The sequence below is a fragment of the Marivirga sp. genome (genome assembly GCF_051117495.1).
Taxonomy (GTDB): Bacteria; Bacteroidota; Bacteroidia; order Cytophagales; family Cyclobacteriaceae; genus Marivirga.
On record NZ_JBNPEF010000019.1, the window covers coordinates 93729 to 119233 of the forward strand.

General features: G+C 35.3%; 24 protein-coding genes. 13 read left to right on the forward strand and 11 right to left on the reverse strand.

Annotated elements, in window-relative coordinates; all coding sequences use genetic code 11:
- Nucleotides 1–89: 89 nt before the first annotated feature.
- Nucleotides 90–1757 carry an AMP-binding protein gene (locus ACFE0M_RS10760; protein ID WP_434545766.1) on the reverse strand — a complete coding sequence of 556 codons (1668 nt, stop codon included), beginning with the start codon at nt 1755–1757 and terminating at the stop codon, nt 90–92.
- A gap of 591 nt (nt 1758–2348) precedes the next feature.
- On the opposite strand from ACFE0M_RS10760, the gene sufB reads away from it, so the two are divergent.
- The 7 genes from sufB (at nt 2349) to ACFE0M_RS10795 (ending at nt 9217) form a co-directional block, all read left to right on the forward strand.
- Nucleotides 2349–3794, forward strand: coding sequence for a Fe-S cluster assembly protein SufB (gene sufB, locus ACFE0M_RS10765; RefSeq protein ID WP_434545767.1), 1446 nt, complete (start codon nt 2349–2351; stop codon nt 3792–3794).
- 196 nt (nt 3795–3990) lie between these two features.
- Nucleotides 3991–4746: a Fe-S cluster assembly ATPase SufC gene (gene sufC, locus ACFE0M_RS10770; RefSeq protein ID WP_434545768.1), complete on the forward strand. Its 756-nt coding sequence runs from the start codon at nt 3991–3993 to the stop codon at nt 4744–4746.
- 18 nt (nt 4747–4764) lie between these two features.
- Nucleotides 4765–6090 carry a Fe-S cluster assembly protein SufD gene (sufD, locus tag ACFE0M_RS10775; protein ID WP_434545769.1) on the forward strand — a complete coding sequence of 442 codons (1326 nt, stop codon included), beginning with the start codon at nt 4765–4767 and terminating at the stop codon, nt 6088–6090.
- A gap of 433 nt (nt 6091–6523) precedes the next feature.
- Nucleotides 6524–7762: an aminotransferase class V-fold PLP-dependent enzyme gene (locus ACFE0M_RS10780; protein ID WP_434545770.1), complete on the forward strand. Its 1239-nt coding sequence runs from the start codon at nt 6524–6526 to the stop codon at nt 7760–7762.
- A gap of 10 nt (nt 7763–7772) precedes the next feature.
- Complete coding sequence (locus ACFE0M_RS10785) at nt 7773–8216, forward strand: SufE family protein (protein WP_434545771.1); 444 nt, start codon at nt 7773–7775, stop codon at nt 8214–8216.
- An 11-nt stretch (nt 8217–8227) separates the two neighbouring features.
- On the forward strand, nt 8228–8569 hold the full coding sequence (locus ACFE0M_RS10790; protein ID WP_013453065.1) for an SUF system Fe-S cluster assembly protein: 342 nt from the start codon (nt 8228–8230) through the stop codon (nt 8567–8569).
- 231 nt (nt 8570–8800) lie between these two features.
- Nucleotides 8801–9217, forward strand: coding sequence for a BrxA/BrxB family bacilliredoxin (locus tag ACFE0M_RS10795; RefSeq protein ID WP_013453066.1), 417 nt, complete (start codon nt 8801–8803; stop codon nt 9215–9217).
- 433 nt (nt 9218–9650) lie between these two features.
- Here the strand turns inward: ACFE0M_RS10795 and ACFE0M_RS10800 are convergent, their stop codons facing one another.
- Together ACFE0M_RS10800 and ACFE0M_RS10805 are read right to left on the reverse strand one after the other, a co-directional pair.
- Entirely contained in the window at nt 9651–11294 is a 1644-nt protein-coding gene (locus ACFE0M_RS10800; RefSeq protein ID WP_434545772.1) for an amidase family protein, read from the reverse strand.
- Nucleotides 11295–11400: 106 nt separating this feature from the next.
- Entirely contained in the window at nt 11401–12348 is a 948-nt protein-coding gene (locus tag ACFE0M_RS10805) for a polymorphic toxin type 23 domain-containing protein (RefSeq protein ID WP_434545773.1), read from the reverse strand.
- 306 nt (nt 12349–12654) lie between these two features.
- On the opposite strand from ACFE0M_RS10805, the gene ACFE0M_RS10810 reads away from it, so the two are divergent.
- The 3 genes from ACFE0M_RS10810 (at nt 12655) to ACFE0M_RS10820 (ending at nt 17168) form a co-directional block, all read left to right on the forward strand.
- Entirely contained in the window at nt 12655–14424 is a 1770-nt protein-coding gene (locus ACFE0M_RS10810) for a DEAD/DEAH box helicase (RefSeq protein WP_434545774.1), read from the forward strand.
- Between the two features lie 303 nt (nt 14425–14727).
- Nucleotides 14728–16218, forward strand: a complete 1491-nt coding sequence (locus tag ACFE0M_RS10815; protein WP_434545775.1) for a Gfo/Idh/MocA family protein — start codon at nt 14728–14730, stop codon at nt 16216–16218.
- 134 nt (nt 16219–16352) lie between these two features.
- Entirely contained in the window at nt 16353–17168 is an 816-nt protein-coding gene (locus tag ACFE0M_RS10820; protein ID WP_434545776.1) for a 3-keto-disaccharide hydrolase, read from the forward strand.
- 56 nt (nt 17169–17224) lie between these two features.
- Here ACFE0M_RS10820 and ACFE0M_RS10825 read toward each other — a convergent pair whose 3' ends face one another.
- The 3 genes from ACFE0M_RS10825 to ACFE0M_RS10835 all read right to left on the reverse strand — a co-directional run bounded on the left by ACFE0M_RS10825 (nt 17225) and on the right by ACFE0M_RS10835 (nt 19379).
- Entirely contained in the window at nt 17225–18121 is an 897-nt protein-coding gene (locus ACFE0M_RS10825) for a sugar phosphate isomerase/epimerase family protein (RefSeq protein ID WP_434545777.1), read from the reverse strand.
- Nucleotides 18122–18194: 73 nt separating this feature from the next.
- Nucleotides 18195–18617 (reverse strand): large-conductance mechanosensitive channel protein MscL, encoded by a 423-nt coding sequence (gene mscL / locus ACFE0M_RS10830; protein WP_434545778.1) that lies wholly within the window; start codon nt 18615–18617, stop codon nt 18195–18197.
- Between the two features lie 216 nt (nt 18618–18833).
- Complete coding sequence (locus tag ACFE0M_RS10835; protein WP_434545779.1) at nt 18834–19379, reverse strand: DUF2911 domain-containing protein; 546 nt, start codon at nt 19377–19379, stop codon at nt 18834–18836.
- 74 nt (nt 19380–19453) lie between these two features.
- On the opposite strand from ACFE0M_RS10835, the gene ACFE0M_RS10840 reads away from it, so the two are divergent.
- Together ACFE0M_RS10840 and ACFE0M_RS10845 are read left to right on the forward strand one after the other, a co-directional pair.
- A complete protein-coding gene (locus ACFE0M_RS10840; RefSeq protein ID WP_434545780.1) occupies nt 19454–19936 on the forward strand; it encodes a deoxycytidylate deaminase in 483 nt (160 codons plus the stop codon).
- A 98-nt stretch (nt 19937–20034) separates the two neighbouring features.
- Nucleotides 20035–20529: a DUF5004 domain-containing protein gene (locus ACFE0M_RS10845; RefSeq protein ID WP_434545781.1), complete on the forward strand. Its 495-nt coding sequence runs from the start codon at nt 20035–20037 to the stop codon at nt 20527–20529.
- Here ACFE0M_RS10845 and murB read toward each other — a convergent pair.
- Nucleotides 20522–21547 (reverse strand): UDP-N-acetylmuramate dehydrogenase, encoded by a 1026-nt coding sequence (gene murB, locus ACFE0M_RS10850; protein ID WP_434545782.1) that lies wholly within the window; start codon nt 21545–21547, stop codon nt 20522–20524. The genes ACFE0M_RS10845 and murB overlap by 8 nt on opposite strands.
- A gap of 114 nt (nt 21548–21661) precedes the next feature.
- Here murB and ACFE0M_RS10855 point away from each other — a divergent pair, with 114 nt between their 5' ends.
- Nucleotides 21662–22468: a tetratricopeptide repeat protein gene (locus tag ACFE0M_RS10855; RefSeq protein ID WP_434545783.1), complete on the forward strand. Its 807-nt coding sequence runs from the start codon at nt 21662–21664 to the stop codon at nt 22466–22468.
- 8 nt (nt 22469–22476) lie between these two features.
- Here ACFE0M_RS10855 and xseB read toward each other — a convergent pair whose 3' ends face one another.
- From xseB to ACFE0M_RS10875, 4 genes are all read right to left on the reverse strand, one after another.
- Entirely contained in the window at nt 22477–22680 is a 204-nt protein-coding gene (gene xseB, locus ACFE0M_RS10860; RefSeq protein WP_434545784.1) for an exodeoxyribonuclease VII small subunit, read from the reverse strand.
- A 100-nt stretch (nt 22681–22780) separates the two neighbouring features.
- Nucleotides 22781–23563 carry a 5'/3'-nucleotidase SurE gene (surE, locus tag ACFE0M_RS10865; protein WP_434545785.1) on the reverse strand — a complete coding sequence of 261 codons (783 nt, stop codon included), beginning with the start codon at nt 23561–23563 and terminating at the stop codon, nt 22781–22783.
- A gap of 13 nt (nt 23564–23576) precedes the next feature.
- The gene (locus ACFE0M_RS10870) at nt 23577–24269 is read right to left on the reverse strand and encodes a hypothetical protein (RefSeq protein WP_434545786.1); all 693 of its coding nucleotides are present in this window, start codon (nt 24267–24269) and stop codon (nt 23577–23579) included.
- A complete protein-coding gene (locus tag ACFE0M_RS10875) occupies nt 24208–25431 on the reverse strand; it encodes a bifunctional 3,4-dihydroxy-2-butanone-4-phosphate synthase/GTP cyclohydrolase II (RefSeq protein WP_434545787.1) in 1224 nt (407 codons plus the stop codon). The genes ACFE0M_RS10870 and ACFE0M_RS10875 overlap by 62 nt, the downstream gene beginning before the upstream one ends.
- Nucleotides 25432–25505: the final 74 nt, after the last annotated feature.

Genomic DNA, 25505 nt, shown 5'->3' on the forward strand with positions numbered 1-25505 from the left:
GTTTTTTAATGTTCATTTTTAAACTTCAAACAAAATAAAAGGCCTCCCATTTCTGAGAAGCCCTTAATTCCTAATTCAAAAATTATTAATTATTTCTCCCTCAGATGCCTTCTAATAATTTTCCCTACATTCGATTTAGGCAACTCTTTCTCAAAAGAAACTGATTTAGGGCATTTATATGCTGTTAAATTTTCTTTACAATAATCAATAACCTCTTGTTCTGTTAAGCTTTCGTCTTTCTTCACCACAAAAGCTTTTACCACCTCAGTAGATTTTTCATCAGGCACACCAATTACAGCAACTTCTAGTACTTTTTCCATACCTGCAATTACATCTTCAATCTCATTAGGATAAACATTAAAACCGGACACATTGATCATATCCTTTATTCTATCCACAATCCTGAAAAATCCATCTTCATCCTGAACACCAACATCTCCAGTTCTGAACCATTCACCATTAAAGAAAGTAGTATCATTTAATTCAGGTTTGTTCCAATAGCCTGACATCACTTGAGGTCCTTTTCCACAAATCTCACCTGGTTCTCCTATCGCTAATTCTTTACCCTCCTCGTCCATAATTTTCATATCAGTACTAGGAGTTGGAATTCCAATAGTGCCTATTCTTTCTGTTCCATCTAAGGGATTCACACTTAAAACCGGAGAGGTTTCACTTAATCCATAGCCCTCAACCAATGGGCCACCGGTAAGTTCTTTCCATTTTTCAGCCACTGCTCTTTGTACGGCCATTCCACCGCCAATAGAGCCTTTCAAATGAGAAAAATCAACTTCTTTAATATTTGGTTGATTTAAAAGTCCATTAAACAAGGTATTAACACCAGTCATTAAGGTAAATGGATGTTTTTTCAACTCTTTAATAAAAGCAGGCATGTCCCGTGGGTTGGTAATCAATATACTTTTAGCTCCTATGCTAAACATTAAAATACCGTTCACCGCTAAGGCAAAAATATGATAAAGCGGTAGTGCTGTAATCATTTGTTCTTGTAAACCGTCTGTGAACAGTGGCTTAAACCATTCTTTGGTTTGCATGGTATGCGCCACCAAATTTCGGTGTGAAAGCTGCGCACCTTTACTTAGGCCTGTTGTTCCTCCAGTATATTGTAAAAATGCTAAATCAGAAGGTTCAATTTCGGGCTTTTTGAAGGTATGATTTTTACCTTTCTTTAAAGCATCCTTAAATTTCACGGCAGTTGGCAAATTATAGCTAGGCACCATCTTTTTGATGTTTTTAACTACAAAATTGACAATTCCACCTTTCAAACCGCCCAACATATCACCTAGTTGCGTATGGATAATTGTTTTGATTTCAGTTTCATCCAAAATCTTTTCAAGGTTACTGGCAAAATTAGCTACAATTACGATGGCTTTGGCACCTGAATCTTTAAATTGATGTGCCATCTCTCTTGCGGTATAAAGCGGATTAGTCCCCACTACCACCAGACCTGCTTTCAAAGCACCTATCATCGCAATTGGATATTGCAGACAGTTCGGCATTTGAATAGCTATTCTATCACCCTTTTTCATACCTGCTTCATTTTGTAAATAAGCGGCAAAATTATTAGACAACTCATCTACCTCGGCATAAGTCAAAACCTTGCCCATATTTTCATAAGCTTCATTGCCACCATGTTTTTGGAAGATTTCTTCAAATAATTCAGGAAGGTTTTTATATTGATCAGGGTTAATCTCTCTCGGTACTCCTTTCGGATAATGATTGTACCATGGAAAATCGCTCATAGTCGTATATTTAGTTTCAATTTAATCGTTTCGGATCGGAAATTAATAAAAAATATTATTCTTCCATAGAGCTATTTCAAACAACATTTCTACACTTGTGGATAAATTTATAAAATAAGCTGTAAATCAAATGGTTAGGATTTTAGAAATAAGACAGTAAACAGTTGATAATTGGCATTAAAGAAGGAAAATATGTCGCTTACTTCCTCGAAGTGGAAAACTTTTTAATAAGCATATGTTCCTTTTGAGTGAAATTGCTAATCAGCTTAATTAAAATCAAAATATAAGGTCTTTCCTAAGGAACTTTTTAGAGATATACTTTGGGTAGTTACCTTAAGGTCGTTCCGCTGGAACTAACTCGGATTCTTATTTATTATATTTAGGGATCGACAGAGATCAATCTTCTAACTCCAAAATTCCAACTTCCATATTATAACTTTTACCCCAAACCCCACAGACTTCTCAACGTACATAAAACCAATAACAAAAATCTATAAATCTATCACTAAAAAATATAGGTTTTTGATAACTAAAACACACAATTTGTGTTAGCTTTGTAATTTAATTGAAATTAGTCTAAATAATTCATATATGAGTAAAGACGATCAAATACTGGAAGAATTCGCCTCAAAAGAATATGAGCATGGTTGGACAGTAGATTTTGAAGCAGACTCTGCGCCTCCGGGCCTGAATGAAGATATAGTACGTTTTATTTCTGCCAAAAAAGAAGAGCCGGAATGGCTTTTGGAGTGGAGATTAAAAGCTTATAGGAATTGGAGAAAAATGGCTGAACCTAAGTGGGCGAATGTGCATTATCCAAAACCTGAATTTGAAGATATTATATATTACTCTGCTCCTAAACCTAAGGATAAACCTAAGAGTCTAGATGAAGTAGATCCTGAAATGAGAAAAACCTTCGAAAGATTGGGGATTTCTCTAACTGAGCAAAAAAGACTGACTGGAGTTGCTGTAGATGCCGTTATGGATTCAGTTTCTGTTGGAACTACCTTTAAAAAGCAATTAGGAGAATTAGGAATTATTTTTTGCTCATTCAGTGAGGCGGTAAAAGAGCATCCTGAATTAGTTAAAAAATACATAGGATCAGTAGTTCCATCTAATGATAATTTTTATGCAGCATTAAATTCTGCTGTATTCTCTGATGGTTCATTTTGTTACATTCCGAAAGGAGTAAGATGTCCAGTCGAACTTTCTACATATTTTAGAATTAATGCTGCCAACACAGGTCAGTTTGAAAGAACCTTAATTGTGGCGGAAGACGATTCCTATGTAAGTTACCTGGAAGGCTGTACTGCACCTATGCGTGATGAAAATCAATTACATGCCGCAGTTGTAGAGATATACGCAGCCAAAAATGCTGAAGTAAAATATTCTACTGTACAAAACTGGTATCCTGGTGATAAAAACGGGAAAGGTGGAATTTACAACTTTGTGACCAAAAGAGGGATTTGTGCAGGTGATTATGCAAAAATCTCATGGACACAAGTTGAGACCGGTTCTGCAGTCACTTGGAAATATCCTAGCTGTATATTAAAAGGAGACTATTCTCAAGGTGAGTTTTATTCTGTTGCTGTGACTAATAATATGCAACAAGCCGATACAGGTACCAAAATGATTCACATTGGTAAGAACACTAAAAGTAGAATCGTTTCTAAAGGGGTATCTGGCGGAAAAAGTCAAAACTCCTACAGAGGATTGGTTGAAATCCATAAAAGAGCGGAAAATTCAAGAAACTTCTCTCAATGTGATTCCTTATTAATGGGCGATCGTTGTGGAGCACATACATTCCCATACATAGAAATCAAAAATAAATCTTCACAAGTAGAGCATGAGGCTACTACTTCCAAAATTGGAGAAGATCAGATTTTCTACTGTCAACAAAGAGGGATAGATGAAGAAAGTGCAGTGGCATTAATTGTAAATGGTTACTGTAAAGAAGTATTGAATAACCTACCAATGGAGTTCGCTGTTGAGGCACAGAAGTTATTAGCCTTGACATTAGAAGGTTCTGTTGGGTAAATAGTATTGAGTAGTGGGCTGATGGTCGGTGTGCCACCGACCATGGACAAACATCGTGGTTAAACACCACACTTCTCAAAAAATAGCTCTCCGGTCGGTGTGCCACCGACCGGAATGAAAGATTAAAATATTACGGCTGGTGATAAACCTGTCGGAACAGAAATAGAAGAATAATTTTTTGAAATAAGCATATATCATGTTATCGATTAAAAATTTACATGCCTCAATTGAAGGCAAAGAAATATTAAAAGGCATCAACTTGGAAGTAAAGCCAGGTGAAGTTCATGCCATCATGGGTCCAAATGGTTCTGGAAAAAGTACATTGGCATCTGTTTTAGCAGGTAGAGAAGACTACGAAGTAAATTCAGGTGAAATTTCTTTTAACGGAAAGGACCTTTTGGAATTGGATGCAGATGAAAGAGCCAAAGAAGGCGTTTTCTTGGCATTTCAATATCCAATTGAAATTCCTGGGGTGACTACCACCAACTTTATGAAAACGGCTATCAATAAAATCCGGGAACATAAAGGATTGGAACCATTAGATGCTGTTTCTTTTTTAGGTCAAATGAAGGAGAAAATGAAATTGGTAGAAATTGACCAATCTTTATTAAGCCGTTCATTAAATGAAGGATTTTCAGGTGGAGAAAAGAAAAGAAATGAAATTTTTCAAATGGCCATGTTAGAGCCTACATTATCTGTTTTAGATGAAACAGATTCCGGCTTAGATATTGATGCCTTGCGCATTGTAGCAAATGGTGTTAATAAATTAAAAAATGATGACAATGCAACCATAGTCGTAACACACTATCAAAGACTATTGGATTACATCGTACCAGATTTCGTCCATGTTTTATTTGATGGAAAAATCGTTAAAACTGGTGGAAAAGAGCTAGCGCATAAGCTAGAAGAAAAAGGTTACGATTGGATTAAGGAAGAAGCAAGCATTGCATAATTTTAATCATCAATACATATGAGTAAATTGATTAAAGAAGATATAGATAAATTTTTCATCGGGCAATTTGATGCTTTTGAAAAATCTCTAAATGGAGAAAGCAAAAAGCCATTGCATGCAAAAAGAAAAAAAGCAATTGATAATTTCAAGGAGCTTGGTTTCCCGCACGCAAAGCATGAAGAATATAAGTACAGTAATATAGCCAAGATTTTTGGTAAGCTTTTTAATGTTGAAAACCTATCTGATGATAGTTTTTCATTAAGCTTGGATGAAGCTTCTAGATATTTTATTCCCGAATTAGATGCCATTCGATTGGTATTTGTAAATGGAGTGTTGGATAACAAATTATCTGATATGGATACGCTTCCGAAAGGGGTACACATCCAAGCTATCAAAACTGCAGCGGATGATTACGCTGAAGATTTTGAGAAGCATTTCAATACACACGAAATCGAAGGTGCTGATAATTTTTCTGAGTTAAACACAGCTTTCACCAATGGTGGGGTATTTGTTAAAATAGATGCTAATGCAGCGGTAGAAAAACCAATTGCTTGCTATTATTTTAATGATGCAAAAAATGCGGATGTGATCAGTCAACCAAGAAATTTGGTGATTGCAGAAAAGAACAGCCAAGTTTCATTGATTGAGTCTTATGTTACTTTAGGTGAAAATACCAGTTTCACCAATGCAGTGACCGAAATTGTAGTTGAAGGTGATTGCATTTTCAATTATTACAAATATCAGAACGAATCCAATCAGGCAATTCAAGTAGGTGCCACTATGGTTCATCAGCTAGGAAAATCTGTGTTCAATGGTGTTACTTTAAGTTTGAATGGAGCTATGCTTCGAAATAACTTAAACATTGCCATTCACAAAGAGCATTCTGAAACCAATATGTATGGATTGTATTTATTGGACGGAAAAACACATGTTGATAACCACACAGTTGTGGATCATAAAGTACCGAATTGCGAAAGTAATGAGATGTATAAAGGCATTTTGGATGGTCAATCAAGAGGTGTTTTTAACGGTAAAATTTTTGTAAGGCAAGATGCTCAGAAAACTAATGCATTTCAATCAAATAGAAATGTAGTACTTTCTGATGATGCTGAGGTAGATACTAAACCACAGTTAGAAATTTGGGCGGATGATGTTCAATGTTCTCACGGAGCTACCGTAGGACAACTTGATGCTGATCAATTATTCTACTTAAGAGCTAGGGGTATTGACAAAAAAACAGCGAAATCAATGCTTTTGAATGCTTTTGCATCAGATGTTTTGAGCAATATTAAAATTGAAGCTTTCAGAACACTGATTGAAAATAAAATAAACGAGAGATTATAAACACTGTATTAAGTAAAAATATTCCCCTTTTATATAGGATAATCTAGCTTAAGTAGTTTAAAGAATTTTTGGAGGAATAAATTATAAATAAGGTCGCTCCTACGGAGCTTGGCTAGCAGTTTTGCATGATAATTACTATAATATAGCTCCTCTGGGGCTATATAAAGTAAGTAAAAATTCATAAAATGAACTTAATTTAAACCTATTATTTTACCTTTTAGTAAAATCAAAACACAATAATATTGTAAGTCCCATAGGAACGAACTTATGGTAACAAAAATATAGACATATATGAACAAGCTCCGTAGGAGCGACCTTATATCCTAACCTAAACATTTTAGGACTTGAAAATATATAAAACCACAAATGATTGGTTTAAAGGAATGTAAAACTAGTCTTTGTTGTTAAAGACAAGATTATAAATATAAAGAATATGAGCACAGCAGTAGCACCAAAATTGGATATTCAAAAAATCAGAAAAGACTTTCCTATCCTTGAGCAAAAGGTGAACGGAAAACCTTTGATCTATTTTGATAATGCTGCTACCACTCAAAAGCCTAAGCAGGTAATTGACGCTATCTCTGAATATTATCAAGGGTATAATGCCAATATACACAGAGGTTTACATTCTTTAGCTGAAAAAGCGACCACAGCCTTTGAAGATACTCGAAAGGTTTTTCAAAAGTTCATCAATGCTTCAGAAGTTGAAGAAGTAATTTTCACAAAAGGCACAACGGATGGCATCAATTTAATTGCCAATGCGTACGGAAGGAAATTTCTTCGAGAAGGTGATGAAATTTTAATCACGGCTATGGAGCATCATTCCAACATTGTACCTTGGCAAATGATAGCTGAAGAAAAAGGTGCCATTTTGAAGGTGGTTCCTGTAAATGTTAAAGGCGAAATCTCACTTGATGATGTTGGGCAACTTATTACAGATAAAACAAAAATTGTATCTGTAGTATATGCTTCCAATTCATTAGGAACCGTAAATCCTGTTAAAGAAATTGCAAAATTAGCACATGCTAAAAATGCCATAATGGTGGTAGATGGCGCACAAGCTTCTTCACATTGCGTGGTAGATGTGCAAGATTTGGATTGCGATTTTTATGCAACTTCAGGTCATAAAATGTATGGGCCAACTGGCTGTGGAATTCTTTACGGCAAAAGAGCTATTTTAGAAGAAATGACGCCTTATCAAGGTGGTGGAGAAATGATTCATAATGTGAGTTTCGATAAAACCACTTATAATGACATTCCATATAAATTTGAAGCAGGCACACCTAATATTGCGGATGTTGTAGCTTTAAAATATGCTGCTGAGTATATTGATGCTATTGGAAAGGAAAATATCATGGTTCATGAACAGGCATTGACGCAACATGCTCATGAAAGATTATCGGAAGTGCCAGGAATTAATTTCTATGGAACGGCAGCAGAAAAAGTAAGTGTGGTTTCTTTCACTATCGATAATGTGCATCCTTATGATGCCGGTATGATGTTGGATGCAAAAGGCATTGCCGTAAGGACAGGACATCATTGCACACAACCTTTAATGGATCATTTCGGAATAGAAGGAACGATTAGGGCTTCTTTCTCTGTTTATAATACAATAGAAGAAATTGATTTCTTTGCAGATTCTTTAAAAGATATCGTAGCAAAATTTAGCTAAAAATTTATAAATGGCTGATAATACAATCAACACAAAACAAGACGAAATTATTGAAAAATTTTCCATGCTGGACGGAGACATGGAAATGATGATAGGTTATTTGATGGAATTGGGTGAAAAACTTCCTGAAATGCCCGAATCATTAAAAACTGAAGACAATATAGTGAAAGGTTGCCAGTCAAAAGTATGGTTGACTGCTGATGAGAATGATGGAAAACTTCATTTTCAAGCAGATAGTAATACCGCCATTACAAAAGGATTGGTGAGTCTTTTAGTTTCTATTTTGAATAATGGAAGAATAAATGACATATTAAATGCTGATTTATATTTTGTGCATAAAATCGGCATGAATCGTTTTATAGGAACGCAAAGGTCAAATGGTTTTTTATCTATGATAAAACAAATCAAAATGTATGCATTGGCGTATAAAACAAAATTAGAAAACGAAGCTTAAATTGAAGCGTTATGGCAGAAGAAACAAAATTTGAAAAGAAAACAGAAGTTCCCAATTTAAGAGATAAAGTGCTGGAAGCTATCAAGTCAGTTTATGATCCTGAGATTCCAGTGGATATTTACGAGTTGGGCTTGATATATGAGGTGAATGTATATCCTGTCAACAACGTATATATCCTAATGACTTTAACTTCTCCTTCCTGCCCTGCTGCGGAAGAAATTCCAAGTGAAGTGGAAATGAAAGTAAAATCTATTGAAGGAGTAAGCGATGTGAAAGTGGAATTAACTTTTGATCCACCTTACTCTCAGGAAATGATGAGCGAGGCTGCAAAGCTGGAATTGGGTTTTATGTAGCAGAAAGTTGGAAGATGAAAGTTAGAAGTTGAGTGTAGGATGAGGGATGTTGGATGATTAGGTCAGTATTGAAGGTCAGACCGGAAGTTGTTTTAAATTGAAATAATTGGTGACAAGTAGTTGGAAGTGTGAAGTTAGAAGAAAATAATTGTACAAATAATAAATAGAAATGGTGAGAGTTAGCGGATTTAGTCTTAAATCTCATCATCTAAAATCTTAAATCTATAAAATATGTATCCTGAAGAATTAGTAGCACCAATGCGTGCAGATTTAACAGAAGTTGGTTTTGAAGAATTCAAAACAGCTGATCAGGTGGCTGAGCACCTAAAAGACCATAAAGGAACTTCTTTAATGGTGATAAATTCAGTTTGTGGTTGTGCTGCTGGGGCGGCTAGACCAGGTGTTAAGTGGGCGGTACAACAAAGCCCTAAAAAGCCAGACAATTTAACAACTGTTTTCGCTGGCGTTGACCAAGAAGCAGTAGCAAAAGCTAGAGAGTTAACTGCTCCATATCCACCATCTTCACCATCAATTGCTTTATTTAAAGACGGTGAATTGGTTCATTTTGTAGAAAGACACCATATTGAAGGAAGAACTGCAGAAATGATCGGAAATCATTTAGTGCAGGTTTTTGAAGAATATTGTTAAGAATAGTATCTAGTTACTAGTATCAAGTATCTAGATGTTAGATAAATGAAAAAGGTTGTTGGATTATTCCAGCAACCTTTTTTTTTTGTATGGATTCAAATGAATTTCAAAATCGAAACATCCAATTCAAGCACAATCCCAGCTCGAGTCGTCATTCCTGGCTCCCAGACTTTTTCACTATGGGACAAACTTCGCAGGAATGACGCACTCACGGAGCAAAATGAATAGTTCAAAAGCGTTTGCACCTTCGGTCTGACGGTTTTGAACATTATAGCAAGAGTAATTCAAAATCCTCTAAAGCAGATTTATGAAAAAGATATTTCCTGAAATCAAACACCGTCTGACCGATAAAGCACCGCATGAATAAATCACTGCTCAAAATTAGCGATTAGTCGGTTTTAACCATCAAACCGCATGCATCACTGCCTTATTCTTACTTATAATCAGCAGGCATCTCCCTCGCTTTAGTTTTCTTTTCAAAAGCATAAGCAATCTTCAATAACTTTTCTTCCGAATATGGCTCAGCTATGAAAGTAATCCCTTTCGGCTGACCACTTTTCTCATACCCCATCGGTACAGTCAAAGCAGGATGATGTGCCACTGCTGCATAACCGGCACTCCAGTTATTGATGGATAAAATCGCATCCAGTTTATTTTCATTCATCATGGTTTCAAAATATCTTTTTCCTTCACTCATTAAGCGTGTTTTCAAACTATCAAAAGCTTCTGCCGAAGTAGAATCATTTACAATACCTATAAATCTTGCTTGTCCATAAGGAATTCTTTTGGCTGAATCTTCCATATTAAAATTTATTACATCCTGAACAGATTTTAGTGCAATTTCTGAACCTGCATAATTCTCAAAATAATGCGGTAAATCTACTTTCATATCCAAGTTCAATAAAGTTAAGAACCCAGATAAATTGACTTCTGGAGCTTCTACCTCCACTAGGTCCGCTCCCAAATCTTCTAATTGCTTTACATTTACTTTGTATAAAGAATCTTCCAGAAAGCCCTTCATGACGCCTAATCGCATACCTTCTAAATCACCATTTGATAACGTTTTCCAGTAATCCTTTTGAGGAGAGTTACCCATCGTTAACTTATCTTCTGAATCTTCACCTGTTAATGCTGAAAGCATAATGGCATTATCCATAACATTTTTAGTCATTGGCCCTGGCGTATCCAAGGTACTCGAAATAGGCACTATGCCTCCCCTACTCAATAAACCTACAGTAGGCTTTAATCCCACAATGGAATTAGAACTGGAGGGTGATAAAATTGAACCAGAAGTCTCTGTCCCAATTGCCCCAGCTGCATAATTTGCGGCTATGGCAGAACCACTACCTGAGCTAGAACCTCCTGTATCAAACTTCCCTCTTCCATAAGGGTTTAGTGTTTGTCCACCTATGGCATTGTATCCATTCGGGCAACCATCACAAAGGAAATTAGCCCATTCACTCAAGCTGGATTTACCTAGGATAATAGCTCCACTGTTTTCTAATCTCTTCACAATATGGGCATCATCTGTTTGATTATTTTGCAAGGCTACGGAACCTGCCGTGGTAGGTAGCCCTTCAAAATTAATATTATCTTTTAATAAAATCGGCATTCCATAAATGGGATGATGATCATCTGATTTATTTTCATCTCTTGCTATTGCTTCTTCAACAGCAGTAGGATTAATGGATATGATATTGTTTAATGTGCTCAAACTGTCATTTTCAAAAAGGACAATTCTATACAAATACCATTGGGTTAATTCTTTATAGCTCAGTATATCTTCTGAAATGGCATTTTGCATACTCATCATATCCTGTTCCAGGATAAGTGGCTTTAAACGTTCATAATCCTCTGCTGAAAAATCACTGATTTGGGGTTCAATTTGTGCCCATAAATCATTGCGGTCGCTTACTTTGGATTGAATCAGTTTAAACCTCATTTGCTGGGATTCATGATCAGCATTTTCAGCTATGATAGCCGTTTCATCATATGGAACCCAAGTTTCTATTTTAGTTTCACTTTTCTCGCTACATGCCCATAACCCTAAAAACAGTAGGTAAAATATCTTTTTCATATTATGATTTTTAAATATTGCGTAAATTTGATTGCCAATATAATCAAATCACAGGCTAATTAATTATGACAAATTCAATTTTACAGGATTGGTAATCAAAAAATGATTAGTAAAAGGCTGTTGGATTTAAAGCAAGATTCCAATAGAATTGTCCTTTAGGTAATTTTTGAATTGGTTTATATAAAAAAGCATTTCCATTTTCATCTACCATGGGAATATGCCTACTCTTTGCCGTATTCCATTTACGTGGCCAAATTGGTAAATCGTGCATAAATTTATTTTGAATCGTATTTCTGATTTTTTCATGATCAAAACCAGCTGAAAACCTCAGATTATTGCCATTAGAAATTTCGCGAATATAATCAAAGGATAATATTCCATGAGAATACTTTCCATAAGGAGTTTCAGTCAAATCGAAATAACCATACCTTGAAAAATCAGAAGAATTAATCCTTTTAGTATTAGGATGATCTTTGTTCCCCGTCCAGAGAATGAAAGAAGTAGCCATTTGTTGAACAGAATCTTGGTATCCTAGCCTCATGGCCGCAGTTCTAAATTTATCAACCGAATTTGCCGCTAACAAATCATTTTCATGAATTAAGAAAAAATGCCCAAAATTCAATCCTATTTCCCCTGTCGGCTGATGGGTACTCCAGCTATTAAAATAGTAACGATATAAATAATAAAATTCGTAAAAATATCCATTGGAAAAGGGTGAATAAAAATAAGGTCGAAATATGGTAGGATTCTCATGAAAAGCACTAGCCAATTTGAGTCCGACTATATGCTGAAACGATTTTTCAAAATAACCAAGATCTTTGAGGGTATAAAGAAGATCATATTGGATTGATAGATTGCTGTTGGGTTTACCCAAGGAAGAGGTGAAATTCACGCCAATTCTATTTTGATGCGATCCTTGTTGAAAACTCAATCCTATTCTGACATAAATATTTATATTTTCATTTTCAATAAATCTTTCCTGAGCATAAGTTTTATTAAAAATTAAAAACGTTAAAACGAAAATAAAACAGACAAGTAGAAAATTATATTTCACTAATATTCAATTATTATATCATCACAAATATGAGCTATTTTTATTTAAACGAAATATATGCATCAAATTATGCACTTAAATCCATTAGCTAACAAAATATTATTTGGTTATTTTTAAATACATAGTGATTAATTTAAAAAGTATTAATACCTTTGCATCACAATTACAATCCTAGGCTACTCGAAAGGTTCGAAAATGGCTTGGGTAAAGCCAGGGAATAATCGAGAGTCGCTTTAATGCAATAGGCTGCTTAGCAGTCATGTCACAACATATCCCTGATATTGTATTAAATTTTTAAAACAACACATGTTAACATTTGAAGAATTAGGCCTTAAGCCTGAAATCCTAAAAGCTATTTTAGAAATTGGCTTTGTGGAGCCTACTGCCATTCAGCAGAAAACGATTCCACATTTATTAAACACTAAGCAAGATTTAATTGCCCTAGCCCAAACAGGTTCTGGTAAAACGGCTGCATTTGGATTACCTGTTATCAATCAAATTGATGGCGATTCCAAAAAGACACAATCATTGGTTTTATGCCCAACTCGTGAGTTGGCTATTCAAATCGCCAATGATTTTAACGCTTATACTAAATACACCAAGAAATTGGATGTTTTACCAGTCTATGGTGGTTCAAGCATAGAAACTCAAATCAAAGCCTTAAACAAAGGTGCACAAATCGTAGTGGGTACTCCAGGCCGAGTAGTGGATTTGATCAAGAGAAAGAAATTGAAATTAGAAGACATTGAGTGGGTAGTTTTAGATGAAGCCGATGAAATGTTGAATATGGGCTTTAAAGATGATTTAGACTTCATTTTATCTCATACTCCTGATCAAAGGCAAACCTTACTATTCTCTGCGACCATGTCGAAAGAGGTTTTAAGGATTTCTAATAACTATATGAACAATCCTGAAGAAATATCATCAGGAAAAAGAAACCAAGGTGCTGATAAAGTAGAGCACTTCTATTTTGTCGTAAACGGAAGGGATAAATATTTGGCTTTGAAGAGAATTGCTGATATAAATCCTAATATTTACGGGATCATTTTCTGCAGGACCAAAAGAGAAACACAAGAAATTTCTGACCAACTAATGGCGGACGGCTACAATGCTGATTGTTTGCACGGTGATTTATCACAAGCGCAAAGAGATGCTGTTATGGGTCGTTATAGAAAAAAGAATTTGCAAATGTTGGTAGCTACTGATGTGGCAGCCAGAGGTTTGGATGTAAATGAAATCACGCACGTCATCAATTATAATATCCCTGATGATTTGGAAACTTATACGCACCGAAGTGGTCGTACAGGCAGAGCTGGAAAAGCAGGTATCTCAATGGCCATTATAGGCCCAAGAGACATCAATAAAATCAAACAATTAGAGAAGATTTTAGGCAAGACTTTCACTAAATCTGAAGTCCCTGCCGGAAATGCTGTAATTGAAAAGCAATTGATGGCTTTTATTGAAAAAGTGAAAGCTTCTGAGGTAGATGAAAAACAAATGGAGCCTTTCATTGAAAGTATTAATGCTGAATTCGAAGATTTAAGCCGAGAAGACTTAATCAAGAAATTCGTTTCATTGGAATTCAATAAGTTTTTGGAATACTACAAAAATTCTGCAGACTTAAATCAAAAAGCCAAAGCGGGTAGAGATTCCGACAGAGGCGAAAGAGGTAGTAGAGGAGACAGCAGACGAAAAGACGGTAATTTCAATAAATTATTCTTGAACATAGGTGAAAAGGATAATTTGAATGCTGGTACTTTATTGGGCTGGATCAATGGTTTACAAAGCGTTCCAAACGGAATTGAATTTGGTAAGATAGATGTTCAAAGAAGCTTTACTTTCATGGAAGTTGAAAGCCAGCATGAGCAAACTATTCTAGAAGCTTTGAACAAAAGTGATTTTGATGGACGAAAAGTGGTGGCAGAACCGAAAACAGGTGGTGGACCAAGGAAATCAAGCAGACCGGAAGGCAAAAGAAATAGTGGAGGCGGAAGTGGATTCAAGAAAAGAAGTGGCGATAGAAAACCAGGTGGAAGAGCTAGAGTGAAAGCTGGTTCTGGTGGAAGAAGAAAATAATTCTTAAGTTCTAAGACTAAAAGATTTAAGAAACAGAAAGCCCTTTTGCAGTGATGCAGAAAGGCTTTTTTGTTTTTACAAGAAGATTAATTTAGAAAACTTAGTTTTAAGCACATATTTCTTTCAGACAATATTAACTAAGTGTAAATTTTACACTATCTTTTTTACCAAATTAACCCCTGTATTTCAGTGAGTTAACTTCCTTTAAAATTCGAGACTATAACCTTTCACCAAATATTTTTATGTTTTAATCGAGAGATTTCCTAATTTCATTCCACTTAAACTTATTAAAAACTATTTCATATGGACGACATGAATAAAGACAATCATTTGAACAGGCGTAAATTCTTGCGCAATATGGGACTGGCGGCTGCCGGAATCACCATTGTACCCAGCAATGTTATTGCAGGCCTAGGACACACAGCACCTAGTGATAAATTGAATATCGCAGGTATTGGAGTTGGTGGTATGGGTCGCACCAATTTAAGGAATATGAATTCCCAAAATATTGTGGCTTTAGCCGATGTGGACTGGAAGTATGCCGATAAAACTTTCAAAGACTACCCTAAGGCTAAAAAGTATAAGGATTATCGCAAAATGTTGGAAGAGATGGATAAGGACATTGATGCAGTGATGATTAGCACCCCTGACCATACGCATTACGTGTCTGCAAAGGATTCTATGAATGCAGGAAAACATATCTATCTTCAAAAACCACTCACTCACTCTGTATATGAGTCAAGAAAACTTAGGGAATTAGCAGATGAAACAGGTGTTGCCACTCAAATGGGTAACCAAGGAAATTCATCTGATGATATGCGCAAAGTTTGCGAATGGATATGGAATGGTGAAATCGGTGAAGTGACCAAAGTAGATGCATGGACCGACAGACCTATATGGCCACAAGGATTGGAGAGGCCAAAAGAGAAAATGGAGGTACCTAGCACTTTAGATTGGGATCTTTTCTTAGGACCAGCTGCTGAAAGACCTTATCATGAAGCCTATACCCCTTGGAATTGGAGAGCATGGTGGGATTTCGGAACTGGTGCTTTAGGGGATATGGCTTGCCATATTATGGATCCGGTTTATAAAGCATTGGAATTAGGCTATCCTTATGCATTTGAAGCCACTTCTTCTCAAGTAAATACTGAGAGTGCTCCAATGGCAGAAAAAGTAACATACTACTTTGGAGAAAGACCTAAAAAAGGCAAAATCAACATGCCAGGTGTTGAATTTACTTGGTATGATGGCGGATTGAAGCCTGACAGACCAGAAGGATTAAAAGATGGATGGTATCCTGGTGACCAAATGGGCTGGGGTGGTGCTATTTTTTACGGTACCAAAGGCACATTAATCTGTGGTACTTATGCCATGGAACCATTTATTATTGGAAGAGAAGACAATCCACCCCCAGTGACCAATGAATTAAGAAGAATTCCTAAGGCAATGGAAGGCGGTCATGAAATGGATTTTGTTCGTGCTGCCAAAGAGGATAAAAAATCAAGAGTGGAATGTAGCTCTAATTTTGCCTATGCAGGTCCTTTAAATGAGGTAGTAGTGGCTGGTAACCTAGCTGTAAGACTTCAAGATTTAAGAAGAAGACTTGATTGGGATGCTGAAAACATGAAAATCACCAACATTGGCGATGATGAAGAAATCAGAGTGGTAAGTACAGATAGTTTCACGGTTGTTGATGGCAATCCAAGGTTCGACACTAAGTATGAAACCATCAATGCGAAAAAAGCTTCTGAGGATTACATCAAGAGACCTTACAGAAAAGGCTGGAATTATTAATTAATAAATAAATAATTGAATAAATCTGTCAGGTTACTTTTTTGATTTAAAAATCAAATTAATGAAACCTGACAGCTATTGACTTTCAAAAAAGAAATCAACATTTTTATTAAATAAACTAAAATTATAGAACAATGAAAAAATCAATTTTTATAGGCTGTTTGGCAATGTTTGCCATTTATGCTTGCGACAATAAAAAATCTAATTCTGAAGAAAGCGATGGTGCTGTAGAAGAAGTCCAAGAAGTTGTTTCTGAAGCAGTAGAAGAAATAACCGGACCGAATACATTAACCGAAAAAGAAAAGGAAGATGGTTGGAAACTTTTATTTGATGGAAAAAGCACTGATGGATGGCGAGGATACAAAAAAGAAACTTTCCCTGTAGCTTGGAACATTGAAAAAAATGCACTGCACATTCAAGGATCTGGCAGAGGCGAAGCAGGTGCGAAAGATGGCGGAGATATCGTTTATGATAAAGAATTCGGTGATTTTCATCTAAAAGTAGAATGGATGGTGGACAGTGCTGCCAATTCAGGAATTTTGTACCGAGGTAAAGAAGAATATGATTACATCTGGAAAACTGCTCCTGAAATGCAAGTTTTGGATAACAAGCACCATCCTGATGCAAAATTAGGAAAGAATGGCAACAGACAAGCAGGCTCTCTATATGATCTTATTGCGGCAGATCCGCAAAATTTCAAAGGTCACGGCACCTGGAATACAGCTGAAGTTATTGCTAAAGGAAACAATATTGTTCATATTCAAAATGGAGATACCGTAGTGCAATATACAATTGGGTCTGAAGAAATGGCTAACTTAATTGCCAATAGCAAATGGGCTGACATCGGCAATGATAATTGGGGTAATATCGCTTCTAAAGGCTATATTGCGCTTCAAGATCATGGAGATAATGTATGGTTCAGAAATATTAAGATTAAGGAATTGAAGTAAGTTAGAAGTCAGAAGTTGGAAGCTCGAAGTAACTTCCAACTTCTGACTTCTAACTTTTAACTCTTTTTAATTCCCTTCAAATACTCGTAACTCTTCGTGATTTCTTCAAAAGGTTGACCACTTTTAGTATCATCTTGTTCTACAAAGAATTGCTTTAAACCTGCAGTGGATGCATGATTAAAGATTCTTTGCCAGTCAATAACACCTTCTCCTACTGCTGAAAAGAATTGTTCCTCCCCTGCTCCCATATCTTTCACATGCCATAAAGGAAATCTACCTTCATTATTTTTAAAATATTCCACGGGATCGACTCCTGCTCTTGCTGTCCAATATAAATCCAATTCAAATTTTACTAGGTTTATATCACATTGGGACAATAACAGATCATAAGGAATTTTTCCGTCCAAAGCCTGAAATTCGAAGTCATGATTATGATAAGCCATTTGTATCCCATATTCCTTTGCGGTTTCACCACAGCTATTCATTAAATCGGATAGTTTTTTATAATCATCAATGCTTTCCCGTTCAGAATCAAAAAGATAGGCACATGCAATATGAGTTTGACCTAGTTCTGCCGCATCGGCAACTGTTCTTTCCCAATCATTGGTCATAGTGCCTACATTGTTAGGCATCGCCCAGCCCGTTAAAACATGACTGCTTTTGGCTTTTAAACCAAGATCATCTAAAATAGTCTTAACTTCTTTTATATTATTTCCGAAATACTTACCATCAGAATAATTAAAAAACTCCAGATTTTTATAGCCAATTTTAGCAACTTTTTCAATTGTCCCTTTAAAATCCTTCTCCAATGCTTCTCTTAAAGTATATAATTGAAGCCCTGCTTCATTAGCGACTCCTTGGGTTTTAGGCGTACAAGATGAAAGAATGGATGGTGAAACTAATGCTAAAGCAGAAGCCATTCCTGCTTGTTGTATAAATTTTCGTCTGTTCATAGTGTTAATGTTTTGATATCGGAATTTAACAATAATTGTACATACATGGAAATAAGAGTGCCAAAAACATTAGCTATTTCTTTTCCTTCAATAAATCCCGTATTTCTGCCAATAGCTCAATATTGCGAGGTGTGGACACAGTCCCATCTTGTTCATTTTCCGATTTTTTCCTCAGTTTATTAAACATCCTGACCACTAAATAAATACAAAAAGCAATGATGAGAAAGTCTATAGTAACTTGAATCAAATTACCATATTCAATGGTGATCGCGGCACTTATCAAATTTCCCTGTGCATCTAATTCAGCTTCTTTAAACACATAGGCCAAATCTTGAAAATTAATTTTCCCAATGAATATACTCAAAACAGGCATAATCAAATCGGCCACAATGGAATTGACAACCTTGGTAAAGGCAGTTCCAATGATAATACCAACCGCCATGTCAAAAACATTTCCTTTTATAGCAAATTCCTTAAATTCTTTGAAGAAAGTCATAATAAAATAATATAAGATTATTGATTTTTTTAAATTACTATAAAAGCAAAAAAGCTACAAGGATTATTTTCCTTATAGCCTTTCATCATTTTTAGAGTATTCAAATCTTTTAAGTTCTTCTTGGAGGAGTTTTCAAGTCATTTAGATAAAAACATCTAAATGTGGGAAATAAATGAATTACATTAAATGGAAAATCCCCATCAAGTCTTAATATTTTTAAAATTCTATCGGAATACTTACCATAGTATTAGCCCAAATCATTTGCAAACTTACTTCACCTTCCACTTGATCAAATCTAATGGTAAAAGGCTCGTACATTTGATCTGCCTTATTAACTGGTACTTCAAATCTAACCAAGTCCTTCTCCTCATCATACTTATAAGCACCCCATTGACCTACGTCTTTGTTTAAAATAATAGTCCAGCTTTTCGCCCCCGGAATGGTAAATACCGAATAAGTCCCGCTTGGCACTGTTTCTCCGGCCATTTTCACCGTATCCGTTACGGTGATTTCAGTAGCCTCATTCGCACCAGTTCTCCAGATTTTACCTAAAGGAGCCAATTCAGCTCCAGAAGTAAAAGCTTCCCTACCTCGAAGATGGGGTCTTCCATAAGTTACTTTCATATAAATATCTTCAAAAGTGTAGGTCACCATTCCCAAAGGACTGGGTTTCTGTTTTAAGGCTTCCTGAGCCTGTGAATCAAAACTTATTAAAGCTATTAATGCAAAGCAAGCAAAAATCGATGTGATTAATTTTTTCATAATATCCTGTTTTTATTTTAAAAGCAATTTACAATTTTATTAATCATCGCACTATAATCCATTATATTTGTTTCATGGAAAAACCACAATTCGATGATATTTTCATGGAACTAGCCGTTAACTTGGCCAAACGCTCTCATTGTATCAAGAGACATGTGGGAGCTGTTTTAACAAAAGAGACTAGGATTATTTCTATAGGTTATAATGGACCACCAGCAGGCACCCATAATTGCGATGAAGAATTTCCGGGCAAAGGATGTGGCTTGGACTCTAAAGGCAGTTGTATGCTGGCCATTCATGCTGAGCAAAATGCCATTATGTATGCCGTGAAAAATAATGCCTCGGTTGAAAATTCCACACTTTATGTGACGCTCTCTCCTTGCCTTTCTTGTGCCAGAATCATATTTAGCATGGGGATTAAAAAGGTAATTTACCTCAACTCCTATGCTGAATATAAAGGTTTAGAAAGAGATGAAGGATTAGATTTTTTGGAAAAATTCGGAGTAGAAGTAGAAAAATATCATGGGAGTTTGGAGAATGTTACGCATATGATTTAGAATTATTTAAAATCATATTATTTATTACTTAAATACTCAAAAGGATCTAAAAAACTAATTATTTATTTAATTTCGTTTTTTAAACCTAATTTAATACCATGAAAAATGTAAAATTATTATTAGTTCTATTTGTAGTATTGTTTGCTTTCCAAGCATGTAACAATGATGATGAAGCTAAGGAAGCCGATATAGTGGGCGTATGGGCAGTTTCTGAATTAGTTTTTGATATTACTATTAATGGAGAAAGCTTAAGTGAATACTTTGGAGAGGACGAAGCCGATCTTTTTGAACCCTTCTTTACAGAAGCATTTGAAGATGAGTTTGAAGATGTATCAATTGAATTTAATAGTGACGGAACTTATTTATCAGAAGACAGTGATGGTTCTACTGATACTGGAACTTGGTCATTAAATTCTGATGGAAATGTTCTTATTTTAGATGATGGCACAGCAGATGAATTTACTTTTAATATTGTCTCTTCTACAAAAAATACTTTGGTATTAAATTACAGTGAAACAGATGATTCTGACATTGATTTTGATGGGAATCCAGATGAATTTACTGTGTCAATGGATCTAACATTAACTAAATAAAATTAACCTCAGGACTCAATTCTACTCCAAATTTGCTTTGAACTGAGTCCTGAATTTTTTTGGCCAAATTCAATATATATTTCCCTTTCCCTTCTCCATAATTCACCAATACCAATGCTTGTTTTTGGTGCACCCCTACTCCATTTTCACTGTGGCCCTTCCAACCCGCTTTTTCTATTAGCCATCCAGCTGCTAATTTTATTTGCTCATTTTCCAATTCATAAAATGGCATGTCCGGGAATTCCTCTTTTAGCTTATTAAATTGAGCGGAATCTATGATAGGATTTTTAAAAAAACTGCCTGAATTGCCAATTTTAGCCGGGTCAGGAAGTTTTGATTGTCTAATCTGTATAACTGCATCACTCACATCCTGAATAGTAGGATTTTTGATATGCTTATCCTTTAATACATTTTGTATAGCACCATAATCAAGATGTAGATGATGATAACCAACTTTACTTAATTTAAAAGTAACTGAAGAGATAAAATATTCTCCTTTGTAATGATGCTTAAAAACACTTTCTCTATATCCAAACTGACAATCATTTGCATTAAAAACTTCAATTTCAGCTGTTTGTAAATTTATTGCTTCCAACGAGTGGAATGTATCCTTAATTTCTACACCGTAAGCGCCAATATTTTGCATAGGGGCCGCTCCTACTGTTCCGGGGATTAATGATAAATTTTCTAATCCACCCCAATTTTGTTGGAGCGTATAAAGTACAAATTGATGCCAATTCTCACCTCCACCACATTTTACAACAATTGATTGATCATTCTCCTCTATAATTTCAATTCCAGAAATACAATCTAAAATTACCAAGCCATTAAAATGATCAGTCAACAAAACATTACTACCACCCCCTAAAATTAAATGCTTATTTTCTTTCCATTCTTTCGTTTTCAGCAAATCCTGGAATTCATCAGAAGTATTTATTTTAATAAATAAATCTGCCTTTACATCAAATCCAAAAGTATTATAATCCCTTAATGATTGTGCCTTTGAGAATTCCAACATACTCGTTTTTATAGAAAGTAATATATGAAACGTATTAATTAATATAAATTGAGTGTCCAATTTTTAAAATAAATACTATTTCATTAGTTTAGTGATCCAACTCATAAAATTACAATGAAAAATTTATTCATCATAAGTATAGTTATATTCATTTTTACGGCATGCACCAATCATAAAGAATTAGGTAGCCAGCTATTTGAAAAAGGTGAATATGAACTTGCAATAACACATTTTGAGGAAGTACTGGAACTTGATCCTAGAAATGAAATGATGCTTTATAATGCAGGGAGATGCTATGAGGAATTAGGACAATATGAAAAAGCAATTAAAAAATATGACAAAAGCATCTATTATAAAAGAGATCTGACCATTGCATACTTAGGGAGAGGAAGATCATATTTCAAAAGTGAAAATTATAAAAGTGCTGTAATAGATTTTGGAAATACCCTTTACTATGATGATCAAAATGAGGACGCCCTTTATTATGGTGCATTAAGTTTTATGAAGGATTCAATCTACGGCAAGGCTCAAAAGGCATTTACTGAATTATTGGAAATGAATCCAGATCACTACAAGGCCAGATACAACAGAGGAATCCTTTATGCTATCCAAGCCAATACCTTATTTGCTTTGTCTGACTTCAACAATCTGATAAGAAATAAAAAACTTCTTAAAAATGCTTACTACAATAGAGGAATTATATATCAACACATGAACAATTTTAATTGGGCAATACATGATTATTCTAAGGCTATTGAACTGGGCTTAGAAAACGAAAATATTTATTTAAAAAGAGGAAAATGCTATTCAAATATCCAACAAAATCGAAATGCCTGCAAAGATTATCAAGAATTGGCGAAGTATAATGAAGAGAAAGCAAGAGAATATTTAATAAAATATTGCAATGTGGCTAACTTATAGGATTAGTGCTATTCCTCCATATCATTAAAGGCATCTTCAACTCGTTTTTCTGCTCCCTTTAGCATGGATTTACAATTTTTAAGCAAATCCATTGACTCATTGACTAATTCTGTCAATTGATCAATAGGGATTTCTTCATTTTCTACCTTTTGTAAAATCCCTTCCAGTTTTTGAAGAGACTCTTCATATCCCAATTTTTTACTTTTCGCCATTATAGTGTAAAATCTAAAATTAAATTAATAAATGATAAATATTTATAATTGAGTATTAAATGATATCATTGTAATCTTTAAAACTATCTAATCAACATTACTAATCAATTTTGATATCCCATTCATCATTCAACATGCTGATGGTATGATGTGCTGTCAAATCAAATTGACAAGGGACTACCGAAACAAAATTATTGGCAATAGCCCATTCGTCATTATCCTCTCCTTTATCAAAGTTTACAAAATTTCCAGCCATCCAGAAATATCTTCTGCCATTAGGGTCATATCTTTGATCAAATTCCTCTTCCCATTTGGCTCTGGCTTGGCGACAAATTTTAATTCCCTTAATCTTTTCATTCCTTTTAGGTGGGAAATTCACATTTAAGGTGGTGTACCTTGGCAGACCAGTGTCAAGCACTTGTTTAGCAATAGCCTTTACATATTCCAAAGCATGTTCAAATTCTGCATCCTGGGCATAATCGCACAATGAAAAACCAATGGAGGGACAGCCTTCGATAGCCCCCTCTATTGCGGCAGACATTGTACCCGAATAAAGTACACTGATCGATGTATTGCTTCCGTGATTAATTCCACTCACAATTAAATCAGGGGTTCTATCTTTTAAAACATGATGTTTTGCCAACTTTACGCAGTCAGCAGGAGTTCCTGAAGATTCATACGCCAAAATATCATCTCCAAAAATATCAGTCCTATCCAATCTTAAGGTGTTACCAATCGTGATTGCATGCCCCATTCCGGATTGAGGGCTATTAGGTGCCACCACTACCACTTCGCCGAATTCCTTCATACACTCGACCAAATGACGAATACCTTTACTGGTTACCCCGTCATCATTGCTTACTAAAATCAATGGTTTTTCCATATTTCAATATCGATTATCTCGATGAAACTAATCCGTTATAATATTTCATGATGGTAACCAAGTCGCCTTGTCTGTCCACCTTTAATCTTCTGTCTTTTATGTAATCCTTCATATCTGACTCAAACCTTCCAAAAAACAGTAATAAGTCCTTTTTCTTTTCACTAAACTTATGGATTTTACCATCATCAGTCAGTAAAAAATAATCATAAGTTAATATTTCTCTACTTCCAAACCCTCCTCTTGTCCTATACATAGGGTTTCCAAACCTATTATTATTTTCTATAGTTACGTATTCCCTTGTCATCAATGTAATTTTCCCCTCTTCCAATATCTCAAAAAAAACAGGTGTCTTAACCCTCCCTTTTAGTTCATAAGGTATTGAATATACTGACCGTACCCTTTTAAAGTATTGGCAATGAAAACTAAAAAAAAGAATATTTTGAGAGGTGAAAGTCTTAACTGTTTTGTCCACAGTAAACTGTACTAAATTAGATTCAAAATCATATTGTACTTTTCCCTGTAGGGTATCTTCCGAATCTAAAACAATATAGCCAGGATGCCACATTTCTTGAGGCAAATTTTGACTTAATGAAGTCGAAATGAAAATAAAAAATGATATGGTACAGAGAATAAAAAATTTCACATTAACTGTTTTTAAGAATGCTATGTCCCATTTTATCTCGTTTGGTTCGCAAATAGTTTTCATTGTGCTTATTTGGTGGAATTTCTAATGCAACATTCTCCACAATTTCCAAGCCATATCCAAGCAAACCAGCTCTTTTTGTTGGATTATTTGAAACTAATCTTATTTTCCTAACACCCAGCTTTCTTAAAATTTGAGCTCCAACGCCATAATCACGTTGATCCATTTTAAAGCCTAGCGCTACGTTTGCTTCCACAGTATCCATTCCCTGTTCTTGCAGTTTGTAGGCTTTTAACTTGTTCATCAAACCTATCCCTCTTCCTTCTTGATTCATATAGACAATAACACCTTTCCCCTCTTTTTCTATCATTTCCATAGCTTGATGAAGCTGAGGACCACAATCACATCGGCATGAACCAAAAATATCACCGGTTAAACAAGAAGAATGCACACGAACCAAAACCGGCTCATCTTCCTTCCATTCTCCTTTTACCAGAGCTAAATGGTTATCTTTAGTAGTAGTTTGTTCGAAAGCTACAAGTTTAAAATCACCATAATCAGTTGGCATTTCAACATCTACCTTTTCTTCTACTAATGATTCATTATCTAACCTGTATTCGATTAAATCTTTAATCGCCACTAATTTCAAATTGAACTTATCTGCTACTTTCCTCAGATCAGGAAGTCGAGCCATAGTACCGTCCTCATTCATGATTTCAACCAAAACACCTCCTGGTGTTAAGCCTGCTAATCTTGAAAAGTCAACTGCCGCTTCGGTATGACCTGTTCTTCTTAAAACTCCACCTTGCCTGGCTTTTAAGGGGAAAATATGGCCAGGTTTACCTAAAACTTCAGGTTTTGTATTAGGATTTACCAATGCCTGGATGGTCTTGGAACGATCACTGGCTGAAATACCTGTGGTAGTGCCTTGTCCAATTAAATCAACTGAAACCGTAAAAGGAGTTTCGAATTGGGCAGTATTTTTACCCACCATCAATTCAAGTCCTAGCTCATTGCATCTATCTTCCGGAAGTGAGGCACAAATTAATCCTCTTCCGTGTTTGGACATAAAATTTATAATTTCAGGAGTTACCTTTTCGGCAGCGCAAATGAAATCACCTTCATTTTCTCTGTCTTCATCATCTACAACAATGATGATTTCCCCGTTTTTAATCGCTTCAATAGCAGATTCTATAGTGTCTAACTGGATTCTTTCTGATGACATAAATCTTTGAAAAATAATAAATCACAAAGGTAGCCATTATTTCATGATTACCCGACAAAAACTAAAACGAATGC

Coding starts and splice junctions, on each gene's coding strand:
- ACFE0M_RS10760 (WP_434545766.1), bottom strand. CDS start 1,757: ATGAGCGATTTTCCATGGTACAATCATTATCCGAAAGGAGTACCGAGA.
- sufB (WP_434545767.1), top strand. CDS start 2,349: ATGAGTAAAGACGATCAAATACTGGAAGAATTCGCCTCAAAAGAATAT.
- sufC (WP_434545768.1), top strand. CDS start 3,991: ATGTTATCGATTAAAAATTTACATGCCTCAATTGAAGGCAAAGAAATA.
- sufD (WP_434545769.1), top strand. CDS start 4,765: ATGAGTAAATTGATTAAAGAAGATATAGATAAATTTTTCATCGGGCAA.
- ACFE0M_RS10780 (WP_434545770.1), top strand. CDS start 6,524: ATGAGCACAGCAGTAGCACCAAAATTGGATATTCAAAAAATCAGAAAA.
- ACFE0M_RS10785 (WP_434545771.1), top strand. CDS start 7,773: ATGGCTGATAATACAATCAACACAAAACAAGACGAAATTATTGAAAAA.
- ACFE0M_RS10790 (WP_013453065.1), top strand. CDS start 8,228: ATGGCAGAAGAAACAAAATTTGAAAAGAAAACAGAAGTTCCCAATTTA.
- ACFE0M_RS10795 (WP_013453066.1), top strand. CDS start 8,801: ATGTATCCTGAAGAATTAGTAGCACCAATGCGTGCAGATTTAACAGAA.
- ACFE0M_RS10800 (WP_434545772.1), bottom strand. CDS start 11,294: ATGAAAAAGATATTTTACCTACTGTTTTTAGGGTTATGGGCATGTAGC.
- ACFE0M_RS10810 (WP_434545774.1), top strand. CDS start 12,655: ATGTTAACATTTGAAGAATTAGGCCTTAAGCCTGAAATCCTAAAAGCT.
- ACFE0M_RS10815 (WP_434545775.1), top strand. CDS start 14,728: ATGGACGACATGAATAAAGACAATCATTTGAACAGGCGTAAATTCTTG.
- ACFE0M_RS10820 (WP_434545776.1), top strand. CDS start 16,353: ATGAAAAAATCAATTTTTATAGGCTGTTTGGCAATGTTTGCCATTTAT.
- ACFE0M_RS10825 (WP_434545777.1), bottom strand. CDS start 18,121: ATGAACAGACGAAAATTTATACAACAAGCAGGAATGGCTTCTGCTTTA.
- mscL (WP_434545778.1), bottom strand. CDS start 18,617: ATGACTTTCTTCAAAGAATTTAAGGAATTTGCTATAAAAGGAAATGTT.
- ACFE0M_RS10835 (WP_434545779.1), bottom strand. CDS start 19,379: ATGAAAAAATTAATCACATCGATTTTTGCTTGCTTTGCATTAATAGCT.
- ACFE0M_RS10840 (WP_434545780.1), top strand. CDS start 19,454: ATGGAAAAACCACAATTCGATGATATTTTCATGGAACTAGCCGTTAAC.
- ACFE0M_RS10845 (WP_434545781.1), top strand. CDS start 20,035: ATGAAAAATGTAAAATTATTATTAGTTCTATTTGTAGTATTGTTTGCT.
- murB (WP_434545782.1), bottom strand. CDS start 21,547: ATGTTGGAATTCTCAAAGGCACAATCATTAAGGGATTATAATACTTTT.
- ACFE0M_RS10855 (WP_434545783.1), top strand. CDS start 21,662: ATGAAAAATTTATTCATCATAAGTATAGTTATATTCATTTTTACGGCA.
- xseB (WP_434545784.1), bottom strand. CDS start 22,680: ATGGCGAAAAGTAAAAAATTGGGATATGAAGAGTCTCTTCAAAAACTG.
- surE (WP_434545785.1), bottom strand. CDS start 23,563: ATGGAAAAACCATTGATTTTAGTAAGCAATGATGACGGGGTAACCAGT.
- ACFE0M_RS10870 (WP_434545786.1), bottom strand. CDS start 24,269: ATGAAAACTATTTGCGAACCAAACGAGATAAAATGGGACATAGCATTC.
- ACFE0M_RS10875 (WP_434545787.1), bottom strand. CDS start 25,431: ATGTCATCAGAAAGAATCCAGTTAGACACTATAGAATCTGCTATTGAA.